This window comes from Mesorhizobium sp. M4A.F.Ca.ET.022.05.2.1, assembly GCF_003998845.1.
Classification (GTDB): Bacteria; Pseudomonadota; Alphaproteobacteria; order Rhizobiales; family Rhizobiaceae; genus Mesorhizobium.
The window spans coordinates 1-2,420 of sequence record NZ_RZOJ01000617.1; the positions used below are offsets into that span (position 1 = coordinate 1).

Annotated in this window: 4 protein-coding genes; 3 read left to right on the forward strand and 1 reads right to left on the reverse strand. The window is 67.1% G+C overall.

Going from position 1 to position 2,420, the window contains the following annotated elements; all coding sequences use genetic code 11:
• Both EN745_RS33650 and EN745_RS33655 read left to right on the forward strand, forming a co-directional pair.
• Positions 1–628, forward strand: a 628-nt coding sequence (locus EN745_RS33650) for a 16S rRNA (cytidine(1402)-2'-O)-methyltransferase (RefSeq protein WP_145992297.1), incomplete at its 5' end; no start/stop codon positions are given.
• Positions 621–998: a YraN family protein gene (locus tag EN745_RS33655; protein WP_126057290.1), complete on the forward strand. Its 378-nt coding sequence runs from the start codon at positions 621–623 to the stop codon at positions 996–998. The genes EN745_RS33650 and EN745_RS33655, both read left to right, overlap by 8 nt.
• 5 nt (positions 999–1,003) lie before the next feature.
• Here EN745_RS33655 and EN745_RS33660 read toward each other — a convergent pair whose 3' ends face one another.
• Positions 1,004–1,810, reverse strand: coding sequence for an undecaprenyl-diphosphate phosphatase (locus tag EN745_RS33660; RefSeq protein ID WP_126057291.1), 807 nt, complete (start codon positions 1,808–1,810; stop codon positions 1,004–1,006).
• A 154-nt stretch (positions 1,811–1,964) separates the two neighbouring features.
• Between EN745_RS33660 and EN745_RS33665 the strand changes: the two genes are divergently transcribed.
• The coding region (locus EN745_RS33665) for a glutathione S-transferase family protein (protein WP_145992298.1) at positions 1,965–2,420 on the forward strand (456 nt) is incomplete at its 3' end.

Below are 2,420 nucleotides of genomic sequence, written 5' to 3' on the forward strand. Positions count from 1 at the left end.
GCAGAGCGTGGCGCTGATCTCGGACGCCGGCACGCCGCTGATATCGGATCCCGGCTACCGGCTGGTCGGCGAGGCGCTCGACCATGGCATCCGCGTCGTGCCCATTCCCGGTCCGTCGGCGGCGCTGGCGGCGCTGACCGCCTCCGGCCTGCCTTCGGACGCCTTCCTGTTCGCCGGTTTTTTGCCGGTGAAGACCGGCCAGCGGCTGACACGGCTGGAGGCGCTGAAAAGTGTGCCGGCGACGCTGATCTTCTTCGAATCGCCCAGGCGGCTGGCCGAGACGCTTGCGGCGATGGTCGAGGCGCTGGGCGGCGGACGTAAGGCGGCGATCGGCCGCGAGCTGACCAAGACCTTCGAGGAGAAGCGCACGGGCACGCTCGACGCGCCTGCCGGCCATTACGCGGCGGCCGACACTCCGAAGGGCGAGATTGTGGTCTGCGTCGGCCCCGCCGAAGCGCAGGAGGACCAGCCGGCGGACATCGACCGTCTGCTGTTGTCGCTCGCCGCCGAGATGCCGGCCTCCAAGGCGGCGGCGGAAGCGGCAAAGATGACCGGCGGCCAGAAGCAGGCGCTCTACCGGCGGCTGCTCGAACTCAGGGGCGTTTCGGGAGGAGACAGCGGTGGCTAAGCGCCCGGCCGCCGGCCGCCTGAAAGCCTATCGGCGCGGTCATCGCGGCGAATGGCTGGCGGCGCTGGCGCTGATGCTGAAAGGCTACCGGATCCTGGCGCGCCGCCACCGCACGCGGCTCGGCGAGATCGACCTGATCGCCAGGCGCGGCGACCTGGTGCTGTTCGTCGAGGTCAAGGCGCGGCGTTCGCTGATGGAAGCGATGGAGGCGATCGCCCACGGTTCGGAGCGCCGCATCGAGGGCGCCGCCGACTTATGGCTGTCGCGCCAATCCGACTATGGCAGGCTCTCGGTGCGTTTCGACATGGTGGCGGTGCTGCCCTGGCGCTGGCCGGTGCATGTCGAGAACGCGTTTTATGGGCGGAATTGAGGGCCTCACCCCCAGATCATCAGCGCCACCAGCCCGAGCCCGCCGACCACAAGCCGCCACCAGCCGAACAGCGAATAGCCGTTGCGCGAGACGTAATCGAGCAGGAAGCGGACGACGAACAGCGCGGTGACGAAGGCGGCGACGAAGCCGATGGTGATGATCGGCAGGTCGGCCGAGGTCAGTACGTTACGGTTCTTGAACAGGTCGAAGGCGAAGGCGCCGACCATGGTCGGGATGGCGAGGAAGAAGGAGAATTCAGCCGCCGCGCGCTTGTCGACGCCGAGCAGCAGCGCGCCGACGATGGTCGAGCCGGAGCGCGAGGTGCCGGGGATCAGCGACAGGCACTGGAACAGGCCGATCTGCAGATAGAGCCGGGTCGGGAAACGTTCGACGTCGCGATAGACCGGCTTCAGGGCCAAGCGGTCGACCACGAGCAGGACCACGCCGCCGATGATCAGCATGATGCAGATCAGCCGCGGCGATTCGAACAGGATCGTCTTGATGAAGTCGTGCGCCAAGGCGCCGATGATGGCCGCCGGCAGGAAGGCGATGAGGATGCCGAGGGCGAAATGCCGCGTCAGCCGGTCATAGGGCAGTTCGGTGAGCATCTGCCACAGGCGTTTGAAATAGACGCTGAGGATGGCGAGGATGGCGCCTAGCTGGATCAGGATCTCGAAGGCCTTGCCGGTCGAATGGAAGCCGAGGAAATGGCCGGCGAGCAGGATATGGCCGGTCGAGGACACCGGAATGAACTCGGTCAGGCCCTCCAGCAGGCCGAGCAGCAGCGCTTCGACGATGGTCTGGCTATCCATGGCAACCTCGGAATTGTGGCTTGGGGAAGGGCTTGCTTGTCATGGCGCGGAAGTCCCCCTATAGGTCGCAGCACCCTGACGGTCCGCTTTGCGGGCGGCCAAGACTTACCGGCGCGGCCGGCGATTCGCCAGTGCGCCTTATTATCGCGGGACCATGCTGACGCTCTTCCACCACCCGATGTTCGCCACCTGCCGGTTCGTGCGCCTCGCCTTCGGCGAATATGGCGAGGAGCTAGCGCTGATCGAGGAAAAGCCGTGGACGCGGCGCAAGGAGTTTTTGGCGCTGAACCCGGCCGGCACGCTGCCGATCCTGCTCGCCGAAGGCGACGTGCCGATCGTCGGCGCCATGGTGATCGCCGAATATCTCGACGAGACGCGCGGGGTGCTCAAGCGCGACAAGCGGCTGTTCGCCGAGGACCCGATGGAGCGCGCCGAGATCCGCCGGCTGACCGACTGGTACCTGAACAAGGCCGAGAGCGAGGTGACCAGGCATCTGGTGCGCGAGCGCGTGCTGAAGCCGGTGATGCCGGAGACGGCGGGAGGCGGCTCGCCCGATTCGGCGGCGATCCGCGCCGCGCGCGCCAACATCCGCCAGCACATGAAATACACC